Origin of the sequence: Curtobacterium sp. MCLR17_040, from assembly GCF_003234735.1 — a bacterium.
GTDB lineage: Bacteria > Actinomycetota > Actinomycetes > Actinomycetales > Microbacteriaceae > Curtobacterium > Curtobacterium flaccumfaciens.
Genome location: NZ_QKTE01000011.1, coordinates 96293 through 109106, shown reverse-complemented (window position 1 = coordinate 109106; position 12814 = coordinate 96293). Strand labels below are relative to the sequence as shown.

Sequence of the window (12814 nt, the reverse complement as noted above, 5' to 3'; positions counted from 1 at the left end):
TCGGCGCGGCTGCTGTGTGCGCGCCGAACACACCCTTGGTGGGGTGGAGAACCAGCGATGTGCGGCTGGTGAGCGCTCCGGGTGTTTCCCGGTCGTTGCAGGTGATTCGGCACCCTCCGGCGAAGGGTTTGGACGGATCTGCCGTCGTTACCGCTCTGTGACCTTCGGGCGCATCCGGACAGCGCTCACGCCTCCAAGTACGTTCGCTGTGAGGCCGCTGAACGCGGTCCATCGAGAAAGGCACTCCCCATGGCATCGACGTCCAGTCGTCCCACGTCCGTCACCGTCGCGTTCGTCATCTGGCTGGTGGTGGTCCTGGCGAACATCCTGCAGGGCATCATCAACCTCACGTCGGGCTCCTCCGCCGACGTCGCTGACAGTGTCGGCACCGCCCCGCTCGTCGGCGGCGCGATCTTCGCGTTCATCCTCGCCGTGATCGAGCTCATCATCGTCTTCAAGATGCGCGACGGCCGCAACTGGGCCCGCATCGTGCTGACGGTCCTCGCGGTCCTGCAGCTCATCGGTGTCGGCGTCGGCGCGGCCTCGGGTGGCAACGCCTTCGGCTGGATCGGTGGCGTCGCAGTGCTCATCGCGACGATCCTGATGTACGTCGGCGGCGCGAACGGGTACTTCCGTCGCCACTGAGTGCGCGTGCGTGCGGAAGCGCTCCTGCGTGACGCACACCGGTCGCTGAACGCGACCATCTGACGGACGGGAGGCCCGGTGCCAGCTGGCACCGGGCCTCCTGTCCGTCGTCCGCTCGGGTCAGAACGCCTTGCCCGGGTTCAGGGTCCCCGCCGGGTCGAGCGCGTCCTTGACGGAGCGGTGCATCGCGAGCACGCGGTCGCCGAGCTCGACCCGCAGGCCCGGCAGCTTCAGCAGCCCGACGCCGTGCTCACCGGTCACCGTCCCGCCGAGCGCCAGGCAGTCCGCCACGATCTGGTCGAACGCGGTCTTCGCGCGGGCCTTCGCGGCGTCGTCGCCCTCGGGCGCGATGATCAGCGGGTGCAGGTTGCCGTCGCCGGCGTGCGCGATGTTGGCGATCGTGACGTCCTGTGCGTCCGCGGTCACCTGGATCCGCCGGAGCATCTCGGGCACCGCGCTCCGCGGCACGCAGATGTCCTCGGTCAGCACCGGGCCGAGCCGTTCGAGCGCCGGGTAGGCGAGCCGGCGGGCCTGGAACAGCCGGTCGATGTCCCCGGGGTCGGTGGCCCGCTCGACGTCCGTGCCGCCGGCCTCGGCGAAGACGTCCGCGACGTGGTCGGCGATCGCGTCCCCGGCGGCACCGCGCTCGTCGACCCGCGCGAGCAGCAGGGTGTCGACGTCCGCCGGCAGCCCGAGGTGCATCCAGTCGTCGACGGCGCGCAGGCAGGTGCGGTCGACGATCTCGAGTGCTGCGGGGATGATGCCCGCGCGCGAGATCGCGGCCACGGCGTCGCCCGCGGCGGTCAACGAGGGGAAGTACCCGATCACCGCCCGTTCGTCACGGCCCGCCAGGGGGAGCAGCTGCACGGTGACCGACACGACGATGCCGAGCGTGCCCTCGGAACCGACCATCAGCCCCGTGAGGTCGTACCCGGCGACGCCCTTCGCGGTCCGGCGGCCGAGCTCCACCACCGACCCGTCGGCAAGCACGACGGTCATGCCGAGCACGTAGTCGCGGGTGACCCCGTACTTGACGCAGCAGATGCCGCCGGCGTTCGTCGCGACGTTGCCGCCGATCGTCGAGATCGCCGAGCTCGCGGGGTCCGGCGGGTACCAGAGGCCGTGCTCGGCGACCGCGGCGCGGAGTGCGTCGTTGATGACGCCGGGTTCGGTGACCGCGTAGCGCTCGTCGGTGTTCACCTCGAGCACCCGGTGCATCCGCTCGAGCGACACGACGATCGAGTCGGCCATCGCGTTGGCGCCGCCGGACAGGCCGGTGCCGGCACCGCGAGGGACGACCCGGAGGCCGGCGGCGGCGGCCCAGCGGACGGCGGTGACGACGTCGTCGGTGCTGCGTGCCAGGACCACGGCGAGCGGTGCCGTGGAGTCGGCCCACTCGGCGTCGTCGTGGCGGTAGCGCTCGAGCGACTCCGGGTCGCGGAGGACCTGGTCGGACCCCAGCAGGTGTTCGAGGGCGGTGGCGTCGGCTGCGGTGGCGGATGCGGCGGTGACGGTCATGCGGGGTGGGGGTCCTTCCGGGGCGCGGCGGTGCGGTTCGGGTCCGTCGACGATACGCCGGTCAGTCCAGGCAGAACTCGTTGCCCTCGACGTCCTGCATGACGATGCACGACTCGTTCACCTGGTCCGCCGTCATCCGACGGACCTGGGTGGCGCCGAGCCCGACCAGACGGGCGCTCTCGGCGTCGAGGGCCGCGAGCCGTTCGGCACCGACCATCCCGGTGCCGACCCGGACGTCCAGGTGCACGCGGTTCTTCACCGTCTTGCCCTCCGGGACGCGCTGGAAGAACAGGCGGGGGCCGGCGCCGGTCGGGTCGACGCACGCGAAGGCCGAGCCCTGGTGCTCCGGCGGCAGCGACCGGTCGAACGCGTCCCAGTCGGCGAAACCCGGTGGGGGCGGTGGCACCACGTACCCGAGGACCTCGCACCAGAACCGGGCGACACGCTCCGGCTCGGCGCAGTCGAACGTCACCTGGACCTGTCGCACCGTTGCCATGGCGCCGAGGATACGACGATGCACGCCCGGCGTCCGCTCAGCGTCCGCCCCGTCAGCGGTGGGCGCACGGTGCGCCGGACGGGAGGCACGGTGCCAGGCCGCCACGGGCCTCCCGTCCGCCGTGCAGCCGCGTCAGTGCTGCGTGCCGCGCAGGCGGCCGATGCCCAGCACGATGCCGACGACGACCATGCCCAGCGCGAGGCCGGCCACGGCCGAGACGGCGGTGTCGGCGATCCAGACGACGACGGGGCCTGCGGCCTCGAGCGCGTGCTCGATCACGTGCAGCAGGTCGTACGGCCCGTGCCAGATGGTCTCGGCGAGGTTCGCGATGACCAGGTGTCCGCCGACCCAGAGCATCGCGACCGTGCCGATGACGCTGATGGCCCGGAAGACCATCGGCATCGCACGGACGATGCGGGCACCGATCCGGCGGGTGCGGCGGACCGAGTTCTTCATCATCTGCAGGCCGATGTCGTCGACCTTCACGAGCAGTGCCACGGCGCCGTAGACGACGGCCGTCATGACCAGACCGATCACGATCAGGGCGCCGAGCGTCGGCCAGAGCCCCAGGTCGGGGTCGAGGCCCGCCAGTGCGATGAGCATGATCTCGGTGCTCAGGATGAGGTCGGTGCGGATGGCGCCGAAGACGAGCTTCGGTTCGGTGACGGCCTCGTCCGACCCGCCCTCGTGGTGCACGCCGAACCACTCGGTGACCTTCTCGGCACCCTCGAAGCACAGGTACGTGCCGCCGAGTAGCAGTAGCCACGGCAGCACCCCGGGCGCGAACGCCGTGAGCAGCAACGCCAGCGGGATGATGATGATGAACTTGTTGAACAGGCTGCCGAGGGCGATGCGCCCGACGACGGGGAGTTCACGAGCGGGCTCGAGGCCCTGCACGTACTGGGGCGTGACGGCGGCGTCGTCGATGACGACCCCGGCGGTCTTCGCGCTGGCCTTGAGGGCTGCGGAGAGGATGTCGTCCACCACGGCGAGCAATCCGACTGACAATGCGTTCTCCACTCGTCTGACCTGTGACCGTGCACAGCGTAGTGGCCGCGGAGCATCCTGAACGCCAGCCGCGGGGCGTCCGTAGGCTCGCGGCATGGCTGACTTCACCGCATCCCAGGCCGCCGTCGTCCGGATCGAGCGTTCCGAGCAAGGGCGCTGGGACCTCTCCGTCATCAGCGACGCCGGTGTCGCGATGGGGCACGGCGTGTACCTGTTCGACGCGGACCACGACGACGCCGAGGACGAGCAGGCCGCGGCCCTCGACTTCGTGCGCGACTACGGGTTCCGGTTCGAGCGCGACGCCGTGCAGGCCGACGGTCCCGACGCCTTCTGGGCGCCGCTGCTGCCGTCCGACCAGCAGTAGGCGCTGCAGCTCGCGAGAGTCAGCGCGCGGAGTCCTCGAACCCGATCAGCCAGGTGACCCCGTGCGCGTCGCGGACGGTGCCGTCCCAGTCGCCCCACGGGCGCTGCTGCAGCGGGTCGATGACCATGCCGTCCTCGGCGAGCTGGTCGAACCACCGACGCAGGACGTCCGGTTCCGCGGCGCCGAGCAGTGAGAAGAGCAGCCCGGTCGCCGAGAACGGGGTGTCGCCCTCGCTCGCGTCCGCGGCGAACAGCTGCAGCTCGCCGGTGAGCTGGCCGTGCGCGACGGCGTCGGCTGGGCCGTCCGTGCGGGAGAAGTCCGCGTAGGTCGCGATCTGCACCTCGCCGCCGAACACCCGCTGCCAGTGCTCGAGGGCCTGCCTGGCGGTGCCGGCGAACTGGAAGTACGGCGCGGGTCCGGTCGTGTGCATGCCCGGCAAGGTACTCCGGGGTGCGGCGTGGGGGAACCCCGGGCTCGTCAGTCGAGCAGCGCGAGTGCGCGCTCCACGACGTCCTCCGGACGGCCGTCGCCGTGCAGCGCCCACCAGGTGAGTGCGGCGCTCGCTGCGGCGGCCAGCGTGTGGGCGCGTACCGCGACGGCGAGGTCGTCGGCGGTGACCCCGTCCCGCTCGGCCACGTACCGCAGGATCTCGTCGGTCAGGGCCGTGACCGTCGCGGCGCCGACGTGCTCGAGCGACGGGTTCGCGCGGATGACCCGGAGGCGGTGTCGGGTGACCTCGACGGCGTCGTCCGGGAACGTCGCTCCGATCCGGTAGGCCGCCCGGAGCGCCACCGCCGAGGGTTCGTCTGCCGGCCGTGACCGCAGGGCCTCGCGGAAGCGTGCGGCGAACTCGTCGAGACCGCCCCACACCAGCGCCGCCTTGTTCGGGAACAACCGGAAGAGCGACCGGCGACTGACCCCGGCCGCCGCGGCGACGTCGTCCATCGACACCGCGTCGAAGCCCTGGTCGTCGAACAGCCGGAGTGCGACGAGGGACACGGCGTCGGGGTCGATGGTGCGCGGGCGCCCCGTCGGACGGTCGTTCGTCGAGCTCATGGAGACCTTTCGGCACTGAGTGCTATAACCGGGTGTGGCGCAGCGAGCGCCTCTCATCGAGGAGACGACATGACCGACACCACCACCGCCGGACGGTTCACCGGCAGGACCATCATCGTCACCGGAGCGGGTTCCGGCATCGGACGCGCCACGGCGACACGCATCGCGAACGAGGGCGGGCGGGTCATCGCGACCGACGTCGTGGCCGAGCGGCTCGACGCACTCCGCACGGAGCTCGAGGGCTTCGCCGTGGAGACCGTCGTCGGGGACGTCGCCGCGAGCGAGACCATCGACGCACTCATCGCCGCCGCCGGCGACCGGGTGGACGGGCTCGCCAACGTCGCCGGCATCATGGACGCGTTCCTGCCGCCGGACGAGGTCGACGACGCCACCTGGGAGCGTGTCTTCAGCGTCAACGTCACCGGCCCGATGCGCCTGACCCGCGCGGTGCTGCCGCTGATGATCGCCGCCGGCAAGGGGTCGGTCGTGAACGTCGCGTCCGAGGCTGCGTTGAAGGCCTCGGCTGCCGGTGCTGCCTACACCTCGTCGAAGCACGCCATCGCCGGGTACACCAAGAGCGTCGCGTTCTTCCACGGGCCGCAGGGCATCCGGGCGAACGCCGTGGCGCCGGGTGCGGTCGCCACGAACATCGAGGCGCCGATGCGCAGCGAGTACGCGGCCCGTCGGGTCGGTCCGATCATGCAGACCACCATCCCGCCGGTCGCCCAGCCCGAGCAGCTCGCCGCCGCCATCACCTGGCTGCTGAGCGACGACTCGGCGAACGTCAACGGTGCGGTGCTGCCGAGCGACGGTGGCTGGTCTGTGGTCTGACCCGTTGCTGCGGCACGAGACGCCGTCGTCACGTCGAGACGCCTCCGAAAACGGGGGCGTCTCGACGACTTCGCGGCGTCGGGCAGACACGACGGCGTACGCCGCGGTGTCGCCCGCCTACACTGCCGACATGACCGAGGTCTCCGCCGAGCGCTCCGAGTGGGGCCGGTTCGCCCCCGACTCCGTCGAACGCCGGATGCTCGAGCACGCCGGCACCGCACTCGGTGTCGTCCTGCGCCCCCGGACGGTCGTGCTCGACCGCGCACGGGTCGAGGTCGAGGGCATCGACGAGGGCGACCGGGTGGTCGTGCAGCTCGTCGCGAACCAGGGTGCCTACAAGCCCGCGTGGCGCAACAAGGTGATGGCGGACCTGTTCAAGCTCCTGTGGCTGCGCCGTTCGGTGCCCGGGGTCGAACGAGCGGTGCTCGTCGTGGCCGAACCCGCTGCTCGGGCACTCGCCGGGTGGGTCTCGGTCGCCGCCGCCGACCTGGGCGTCGAGGTGCTCGTGTGGGACGGAACCACCGCAGCGCCCTCGTCGCGCTGAGCTCCGCACCCGTTCACACGTTCGCAACACATGTGGTCCGGCTCCGTAACACGGGCGTCCTAACCTCGTCACCAGCAGCGGATTTCCGCGTCGCAGACGAACCCGAGCTCGCGACGCACGCTCTCCGCCATACGAGACCGAGCCTGCGTGCTCGCCGACGGTATGGAGGAACGGATGAGCACATCAGCGGTCCGCGTGGACGCGGTGCGCAAGGTGTACGGCAGCGGCGCGAGTGCGATGGTGGCCCTCGACGACGTGGAGCTGACGATCGAACCCGGACGGTTCGTCTCGCTGATCGGCCCGAGCGGCTGCGGCAAGTCGACACTGCTCCGCCTGGTCGCCGGGCTCGAACCGGCTGACCGCGGCGACGTCCGGGTGCACGGCGTCACGCCGGCCCAGGCCTGCGCCGCCAAGCTCATCGGACTCGTGCCGCAGGCCCCCGCGCTCCTGCCGTGGCTGACCGTGCTGCAGAACGTCTCGCTCGCCGCCCGGGTGAACCCCGGAGCCGGGCGTCGCCGAGCGGCCATCGGGGACCTCGAGGAACGCACCACCGGAGCCGGCCCGGACATGCGCGAGCTGCTGCGGATGGCGGGACTCGGCGAGGCGATGGACAAGCTCCCCGCCCAGCTGTCCGGCGGGATGCAGCAGCGCGCCGCGATCGTGCGGGCCTTCGGGCTGCGGCCCGACGTCCTGCTCATGGACGAGCCGTTCTCGGCGCTCGATGAGTTCACCCGCGAGAGCCTGCAGGACCAGCTGCTCGACCTGTGGGACGAACTGCGCACCACGGTGCTGTTCGTCACGCACTCGGTGTCCGAGGCGGTCCGGATGTCCGACACCGTGGTGGTGATGGCCCCGCGCCCCGGCCGCATCGTCGACGTGATCGACATCGACCTGCCCCGCCCGCGGAACCAGCGCCTGTTCGAGGAACGGCGGTTCCACGAGTACGAGGACCTCGTCCGGACCCGCCTCCACAGCGCCTGGCGCACGTCCGATGCGGCCTGAGGAGGACGGGACCATGAGCGCGACCTCCACCTCGGCGTCCACCGTCACCGCGACCGGCACCACGGCTGAAGCCGAACGGCGCAGCACCCGTCGGCCCGTGCCCGGCTGGCTCCGGCCCGTCGTCTGGCTGCCCCTCGTCGTCATGCTCGCCGTCCTGGCGGTGCTCTGGCAGTTCGGGGCATCCGCGATGCCGTACCTGCTGCCGCCGCTGCCCGCGGTGGGGGAGACCCTGGCGACGCAGCTGCCCTACTACCTGCAGAACGCCGGCATCACCCTGGCCGAGTCGCTCGTGGGCTTGGCGATCGGGTTCCTGGCGGCCTTCGTGCTCGCGGTGCTGACGAGCGAACTGCCGATCGTCCGCCGCGCGGTCATGCCGATCGCGATCGTCCTGAACGTGACCCCGCTCGTCGCCATCGCCCCGGCACTCGTCGTGGCGTTCGGGTTCGGGCCGTTGCCGAAGCTCGTGATCACGGCCCTGATCTGCTTCTTCCCGATCCTGATCAACACCGCTGCCGGACTGCGGTCCGTGCCGCAGCCCGTGCTCCAGGTGTACCGGACGATCGACGCATCCCGGTTCGAGATGCTCGTGCACCTGCGGATCCCGAACGCCCTGCCGTTCGTCTTCGCCGCACTGCGGATCGTGTTCCCGTTGTCCATCATCGGCGCGGTCGTCGCGGAGCTCTCGGCGTCCGGGTCGACCGGCGGTCTCGGCACCGTGATCAGCACGGCGTCGTCGATGAACCAGCTCGCCGTCGTCTACGCGGCCATCGCGATCCTCGCCGTGATGGGCGTGGTGCTGCTCGGCCTCATCACGCTCGTCGAGCGACGCGTCCTGCACTGGCACCGCAGCGCGAACGACTGACCCGCGGCCGCCCCGCGGCCCGACCGCACCACCCGCCGGAGCGAGCCCGCCCGCGCGACCTCAGCCGCGCCTCCAGGCCGACCCCCGGCGACCCGTCCCACCACCCGCACCCGCCCTGCACCACCCATCCCTTCCCACAGGAGTGACCATGCAGCACAGCACCATGCAGCACAGCACCACGCAGCCCCGCAGCAAGCAGCACCGCACCAAGGCCGCCGTCGCAGCCCTCGCCACCGCCGCCGTCGCCCTCGCGCTCACCGGCTGCAGCACCGGCACGAGTGCCGGCAGCGCATCGGCCGAGGGCAGCGCGATCTCGTCCGAGCGGTGCAAGGAGAACAAGGACGCCGGCACGATCACGTACCTGTCCGGCTACCAGTACCAGTCGTCGGCGTCGATCCTCGAGTACATCGCGGCGGACGAGCTCGGCTACTTCAAGGACCTCTGCCTCGACGTCACCCTGAAGCCCGGCTCCGGCGACACCGCGCAGAACACCAAGCTCCTCGCCAGCGGCCAGGCCACGGTGTCCGCGGTCGCCGAGCAGGACCTCATCCAGGCCCGGGCGAACGGCATCGACATCACCGGCATCTCGTCCTACTCGAACGCCGGGCTCGACATCCTGATGACCAACGGCGACGACGTCACGGACCTGAAGCAGCTCGACGGCAAGGTCGTCGGGCACAAGGGGTACGTGCCCGCGTCCGTCCAGGCGATGATGGTCAAGGCCGGTGTCGACTGGGACTCCCTGACGCTGGTGAAGGAGGGCTACGACCCCTCGGTCCTGCCCCGGAAGCAGAACGGGCTCGAGGCACTGACCGGCTTCGTGTCGAACGAGCCGAACCTGCTGCAGGCCGCCGGTGACGACGTCAAGGTCTGGCAGCCCGTCGACTACGGCATCCCCTCGTCGATCGGCGCGATGGCCGTGAACCCGGCGTTCGCGAAGGCGCACCCGACCGCCGTCGAGGACGTCCTGCGCGCAGCCCTGCACGCCTACGACTTCTGCTCCGCGAGCGCAGCGAAGACGAAGCAGTGCGTCGGGTACGCCGCGAAGCTCTCCGGCGCGACCTACGACGAAGCCCAGAACGCGAAGATCTGGACCACCGAGACGAAGGTCATCGCGGACAACCCGACGCCGGAGCAGCCGCTCGGTGGCATCGACATGGAGAACGTGTCGAAGCTCGTCGACATGCTGCACCAGTTCGGCATCGTGAAGCCCTCCGTGACCGGTGCCGACGCGAAGGCCTGGTTCACGAACGAGTACGTCGACGCCGTCACGAAGGACGGCGAGACGGTGTGGCCGGCACCGTGAGCCCCGTCGTGACCGAGTGTTCCGCAACGACCAGAGAGGCGGCGTGAGATGCCCGCGAAGGAGTACGGGATCTTCCTCCCGATCGGCAACGGCGGGTGGATGCTCTCCACCACCGCACCCCACCCCGAGGCGACCTACGCCTGGAACAAGCGCGCGGCGCTGCACGCCGAGGCGATTGGTCTGGACTTCGTGATGTCGATGGCGAAGTGGCGCGGCTTCGGCGGCACCACCGACCACTGGGGCCGGTCCCTGGAGTCGATGACGATGATGGCCGGCATCGCCGAGGCCACCGAGCGGGTGAAGATCTGGGCGACGATGCACGCCAACGTCCACAACCCCGCCGTCGCGGCGAAGATGTACACCACCCTGCAGGACGTCTCCGGCGGCCGTGCCGGCATGAACATCGTGAACGGTGCCTACGCGGCGGAGTTCGAGCAGTTCGGGATCTGGGACGCGGCGCTCAGCCACGCCGACCGGTACCGGATGACCGAGCTCTGGACCGAGGCCGTCACGCGCCTGTGGACCGAGGACAGCGTCACCATGCACACGCCGTACTTCGACCTCGACGGCTGCGAGTCTCGTCCGCACCCGTCGGCCCGTCCGACGATCATCAGCGCGGGCAAGTCCGAGGCGGCCCGGGCGTTCCAGGCGAAGCACGCCGACGGTGCGTTCCTCGCCGCCGACAGCCTGGACGAGATGCGCGACCTGTCGCGTGACGTGCACGACCGCGCTGCCGCCGGGGGGCGGGAGTGCAAGACCTACTCGATGCTCACCGTCGTGCAGGGCGAGACCGACGCCGCCGCACAGCGCAAGGTGCGCGAGTGGGGCGTCGGCGTCGACCGCGAGGCACTGGCCTCGATGCGGTCGTCGTGGGGCGTCCCCGCCGCACAGGCACGTGCCTGGGCGGACGGCGCGGTCGGTGAGGACGCGTTCCAGACGGCGTACGTCGCGGGTGCGGCGGACACCGTCACCGAGCACATCGAGTACATCGTCGACCAGGGCGAGCTCGACGGTCTGATGCTGATCTTCCCCGAGTACGACCAGGACATGGTGCTGTTCGGCGAGACCGTCCTGCCGGCGCTCCGACAGCACGACGCGGCGGTGCTCCGGTGACCGGGGCGACGACGGAGGGCCGCGACGCGCGACTGGACCGCCTGCTCGGCACCGCGCCGCCGGCGGCAGCCGACGCCGCGCTGCGCCCCGCACCCGACACCGCGCTCCGCCCCGCGCTCGTCGTCGTGGACGTGCAGCGCGACTTCGGGGAGCCGACGCGCATCGCCCCGTACGGACTCGACGACCGTGCGTCGGCCGCCGTCGACGCCGCGGTCACCCGCATCGGCACCCTGGTCGACGAGGCCCGCGCCGCCGGCGTCCCCGTCGTCTGGGTCGAGCTCGGCAGCGACCCGGCTCGACCGTGGCGCTCGAGCACCTGGCTGCGTGGCGGCGACCTCGACGGGCCGATGCCCGACGACGAGCCCTGCCGCATCGGCACCGAGGGTGCCGAGTGGTTCCGCACCGCGCCCGCGTCCGGCGAGATGCGCGTCGTGAAGCGCGGCTACAGCGGGTTCCTGGGCACCGACCTGGAGGCCCGGCTCACCTCCGCCGGCATCGGCTGGGTCACCGTCGTGGGGCTCACGACCGAGTGCTGCGTGCTCGCCACCGCACAGGACGCGATGCAGCTCGGCTGGCCCGTGGTGGTCCCGCGGGACGCCACCGCCGCGTACGACACCGACGTGCACGAGGCCGCGCTGACGATGATCGGCCTGAACGTCGGCGTCGTGACCGACGCCGACGACGCCGTGGCGCTGTGGCGCGCAGCGGTGCCGGCCGAGACGGTGGGCGCCCGATGACCGGCATGCACCTGGCCTACGACCTGTCCTTCACCCACACCGAGGGGCGGTGGGCGGCAGCAGGCAGCTGGGTCGGCCAGGACTTCCCCGACGTCCGGATGTACATGGAGGTGGCACGGACCGCCGAACGCGCCGGCGTCGACATGCTCTTCTTCGGCGACGGCTCCGGCGTGCCGAGCACCTGGCGCGGCAGCATCGACCCGGCCGTCGAGTGGGGCATCCAGTGGCCCCGTCAGGACATGGCACCGGTGATCGCCGCGATGTCCACGGTGACCGAGCACATCGGCTTCGGGCTCACCTACTCGTCCACGTTCACCCACCCGTTCTCGATCGCCCGACTGCTCAACTCGCTCGATCACGTCACCGGCGGCCGGATGGCGTTCAACGTCGTGGCCTCGTCACGGGGTGCGGACGCAGCGAACTACGGGTCCGACCACCTCGTCGACCACGACCTGCGCTACGAGCGGATGGAGGAGTTCATCGGCGTCTGCCGTGCGCTCTGGGACTCCGTCGCACCGGACGCCATCGTCCGCGACCGTGCGACCGGCCGGTTCGCCGACCCCGCCGGGGTGCACCCCATCGACCACGACGGACGGTTCTTCAAGGTGCGCGGGCCGCTGGCGAGCGTGCCCAGCCCGCAGCGGCACCCCGTGGTGGTGCAGGCCGGCAACTCGCCGCGGGGCATCGCCGCGAGTGCGTCGTTCGCCGACCTGGTGTTCGGGTTCGGCGCGAGCGTCACCGGGCAGCTCCGGCACCGCGACGCCCTCGACGCGGCGCTCACCGAGGCCGGCCGTGACCCCGCCGGCGTCGGGATCCTCTGGGCCACCCAGGCCATCGTCGGCACCACCGAGGCCGAGGCCGTCACCCGTCGGGACTCCCTGCTGTCGTTCTGGAACCGCGAGGCGGTGGGCACGTTCATCTCGCACAACGCCGGGTACGACTTCTCGACCCTGCCGGCGTCGTTCCGGCTCGGCGAACTGCGCGACGAGATCATCGCCGCGCAGGCGAGCCCGGCCGGCCTGGTCGGCAGCCTGGTCGCGGAGTTCGGCGCGGACCACACGATGGACCGTGACGACTTCTTCGAGCACGGCTGGCGGGCCGCGACCGGGCTCGACCACATGCTCGTCGGTGACGCCGCCACGGTGGCCGACGCACTGCAGGAGAACTTCGCCGCCACGGGAGGCCGCGGTGGCTACATGCTCTCCAGCCCCCTCGGCATGCCGTCCGGCTTCGCCGACCTGAGCGAGCTGCTCGTGCCGGAGCTCCGCGACCGCGGGGCCCTCGCACCGCGGTACCCGGGCGCCACGCTCCGCGAGAACCTGGCGGTGTGAG

At 71.4% G+C, this 12814-nt stretch carries 15 protein-coding genes; 10 read left to right on the top strand and 5 right to left on the bottom strand.

Translation table 11 applies throughout. From position 1 onward, the window contains the following. Positions 1-249 precede the first annotated feature (249 nt). On the top strand, positions 250-645 hold the full coding sequence (locus DEJ01_RS11385; protein WP_111024640.1) for a hypothetical protein: 396 nt from the start codon (positions 250-252) through the stop codon (positions 643-645). A 120-nt stretch (positions 646-765) separates the two neighbouring features. Here DEJ01_RS11385 and DEJ01_RS11380 read toward each other — a convergent pair whose 3' ends face one another. From DEJ01_RS11380 to DEJ01_RS11370, 3 genes are all read right to left on the bottom strand, one after another. Next, a complete protein-coding gene (locus DEJ01_RS11380) occupies positions 766-2163 on the bottom strand; it encodes an FAD-binding oxidoreductase (RefSeq protein ID WP_111093019.1) in 1398 nt (465 codons plus the stop codon). A 61-nt stretch (positions 2164-2224) separates the two neighbouring features. Continuing rightward, positions 2225-2659, bottom strand: coding sequence for a VOC family protein (locus DEJ01_RS11375; RefSeq protein WP_110894521.1), 435 nt, complete (start codon positions 2657-2659; stop codon positions 2225-2227). A gap of 132 nt (positions 2660-2791) precedes the next feature. Then, on the bottom strand, positions 2792-3667 hold the full coding sequence (locus DEJ01_RS11370; RefSeq protein WP_111093032.1) for a DUF808 domain-containing protein: 876 nt from the start codon (positions 3665-3667) through the stop codon (positions 2792-2794). A 94-nt stretch (positions 3668-3761) separates the two neighbouring features. Here DEJ01_RS11370 and DEJ01_RS11365 point away from each other — a divergent pair, with 94 nt between their 5' ends. Next, positions 3762-4031: a hypothetical protein gene (locus tag DEJ01_RS11365; RefSeq protein WP_071245932.1), complete on the top strand. Its 270-nt coding sequence runs from the start codon at positions 3762-3764 to the stop codon at positions 4029-4031. Positions 4032-4050: 19 nt separating this feature from the next. On the opposite strand, the gene DEJ01_RS11360 is transcribed toward DEJ01_RS11365, so the two are convergent. Both DEJ01_RS11360 and DEJ01_RS11355 read right to left on the bottom strand, forming a co-directional pair. Beyond that, positions 4051-4461 (bottom strand): VOC family protein, encoded by a 411-nt coding sequence (locus DEJ01_RS11360; protein WP_111093018.1) that lies wholly within the window; start codon positions 4459-4461, stop codon positions 4051-4053. Positions 4462-4508: 47 nt separating this feature from the next. Continuing rightward, positions 4509-5087 (bottom strand): TetR family transcriptional regulator, encoded by a 579-nt coding sequence (locus DEJ01_RS11355; protein WP_111054935.1) that lies wholly within the window; start codon positions 5085-5087, stop codon positions 4509-4511. A 69-nt stretch (positions 5088-5156) separates the two neighbouring features. On the opposite strand from DEJ01_RS11355, the gene DEJ01_RS11350 reads away from it, so the two are divergent. From DEJ01_RS11350 to DEJ01_RS11315, 8 genes are all read left to right on the top strand, one after another. Then, positions 5157-5918, top strand: a complete 762-nt coding sequence (locus DEJ01_RS11350; protein ID WP_111029641.1) for an SDR family NAD(P)-dependent oxidoreductase — start codon at positions 5157-5159, stop codon at positions 5916-5918. Positions 5919-6048: 130 nt separating this feature from the next. Beyond that, the gene (locus tag DEJ01_RS11345) at positions 6049-6462 is read left to right on the top strand and encodes a hypothetical protein (protein WP_071405238.1); all 414 of its coding nucleotides are present in this window, start codon (positions 6049-6051) and stop codon (positions 6460-6462) included. Positions 6463-6636: 174 nt separating this feature from the next. Continuing rightward, positions 6637-7464 (top strand): ABC transporter ATP-binding protein, encoded by an 828-nt coding sequence (locus DEJ01_RS11340; RefSeq protein ID WP_071405239.1) that lies wholly within the window; start codon positions 6637-6639, stop codon positions 7462-7464. 13 nt (positions 7465-7477) lie between these two features. Further along, positions 7478-8326: an ABC transporter permease gene (locus tag DEJ01_RS11335; protein ID WP_111093017.1), complete on the top strand. Its 849-nt coding sequence runs from the start codon at positions 7478-7480 to the stop codon at positions 8324-8326. A 148-nt stretch (positions 8327-8474) separates the two neighbouring features. Then, positions 8475-9632, top strand: coding sequence for an ABC transporter substrate-binding protein (locus DEJ01_RS11330; RefSeq protein ID WP_258375695.1), 1158 nt, complete (start codon positions 8475-8477; stop codon positions 9630-9632). Positions 9633-9680: 48 nt separating this feature from the next. Next, a complete protein-coding gene (locus DEJ01_RS11325; protein WP_111093016.1) occupies positions 9681-10745 on the top strand; it encodes an LLM class flavin-dependent oxidoreductase in 1065 nt (354 codons plus the stop codon). After that, a complete protein-coding gene (locus DEJ01_RS11320; RefSeq protein WP_258375694.1) occupies positions 10742-11482 on the top strand; it encodes a cysteine hydrolase family protein in 741 nt (246 codons plus the stop codon). The genes DEJ01_RS11325 and DEJ01_RS11320 overlap by 4 nt, the downstream gene beginning before the upstream one ends. Next, positions 11479-12813 carry an NtaA/DmoA family FMN-dependent monooxygenase gene (locus DEJ01_RS11315; RefSeq protein ID WP_111093029.1) on the top strand — a complete coding sequence of 445 codons (1335 nt, stop codon included), beginning with the start codon at positions 11479-11481 and terminating at the stop codon, positions 12811-12813. The genes DEJ01_RS11320 and DEJ01_RS11315 overlap by 4 nt, the downstream gene beginning before the upstream one ends. Position 12814 lies beyond the last annotated feature (1 nt).

Excerpts from the sequence above, each read along its gene's own strand:
- DEJ01_RS11315 (WP_111093029.1), top strand. The coding sequence starts at position 11,479 with ATGACCGGCATGCACCTGGCCTACGACCTGTCCTTCACCCACACCGAG.
- DEJ01_RS11330 (WP_258375695.1), top strand. The coding sequence starts at position 8,475 with ATGCAGCACAGCACCATGCAGCACAGCACCACGCAGCCCCGCAGCAAG.
- DEJ01_RS11380 (WP_111093019.1), bottom strand. The coding sequence starts at position 2,163 with ATGACCGTCACCGCCGCATCCGCCACCGCAGCCGACGCCACCGCCCTC.
- DEJ01_RS11345 (WP_071405238.1), top strand. The coding sequence starts at position 6,049 with ATGACCGAGGTCTCCGCCGAGCGCTCCGAGTGGGGCCGGTTCGCCCCC.
- DEJ01_RS11385 (WP_111024640.1), top strand. The coding sequence starts at position 250 with ATGGCATCGACGTCCAGTCGTCCCACGTCCGTCACCGTCGCGTTCGTC.
- DEJ01_RS11355 (WP_111054935.1), bottom strand. The coding sequence starts at position 5,087 with ATGAGCTCGACGAACGACCGTCCGACGGGGCGCCCGCGCACCATCGAC.
- DEJ01_RS11325 (WP_111093016.1), top strand. The coding sequence starts at position 9,681 with ATGCCCGCGAAGGAGTACGGGATCTTCCTCCCGATCGGCAACGGCGGG.
- DEJ01_RS11375 (WP_110894521.1), bottom strand. The coding sequence starts at position 2,659 with ATGGCAACGGTGCGACAGGTCCAGGTGACGTTCGACTGCGCCGAGCCG.
- DEJ01_RS11340 (WP_071405239.1), top strand. The coding sequence starts at position 6,637 with ATGAGCACATCAGCGGTCCGCGTGGACGCGGTGCGCAAGGTGTACGGC.
- DEJ01_RS11335 (WP_111093017.1), top strand. The coding sequence starts at position 7,478 with ATGAGCGCGACCTCCACCTCGGCGTCCACCGTCACCGCGACCGGCACC.
- DEJ01_RS11350 (WP_111029641.1), top strand. The coding sequence starts at position 5,157 with ATGACCGACACCACCACCGCCGGACGGTTCACCGGCAGGACCATCATC.
- DEJ01_RS11365 (WP_071245932.1), top strand. The coding sequence starts at position 3,762 with ATGGCTGACTTCACCGCATCCCAGGCCGCCGTCGTCCGGATCGAGCGT.
- DEJ01_RS11360 (WP_111093018.1), bottom strand. The coding sequence starts at position 4,461 with ATGCACACGACCGGACCCGCGCCGTACTTCCAGTTCGCCGGCACCGCC.